Origin of the sequence: Vogesella mureinivorans (genome assembly GCF_007644035.1) — a bacterium.
Taxonomy (GTDB): Bacteria; Pseudomonadota; Gammaproteobacteria; order Burkholderiales; family Chromobacteriaceae; genus Vogesella; species Vogesella mureinivorans.
Genome location: NZ_VMTV02000984.1, coordinates 1 through 309 on the forward strand (window position 1 = coordinate 1; position 309 = coordinate 309).

Annotated in this window: 1 protein-coding gene; it reads left to right on the plus strand. The window is 67.3% G+C overall.

Annotated features, from left to right (window positions below; genetic code table 11):
- Positions 1-309 (plus strand): hypothetical protein (locus FLQ44_RS21805; RefSeq protein WP_147696044.1); only part of this gene is annotated, 309 nt, incomplete at both ends.

The window sequence follows — 309 nt, forward strand, 5'->3', positions numbered from 1 at the left end:
CGTCGTCCCCGTGATCCCGCCCGAGCTGCGCCCGCTGGTGCCGCTGGACGGCGGCCGCTTCGCGACGTCGGACCTGAACGACCTGTATCGCCGCGTGATCAACCGCAACAACCGCCTGAAGCGGCTGATGGAGCTGCGCGCGCCGGACATCATCATCCGCAACGAAAAGCGCATGCTGCAGGAAGCCGTCGATGCGCTGTTCGACAACGGCCGCCGCGGCCGGACGATCACCGGTGCCAACAAGCGTCCGCTGAAGTCGCTCTCCGACATGCTCAAGGGCAAGCAGGGCCGCTTCCGCCAGAACCTGCT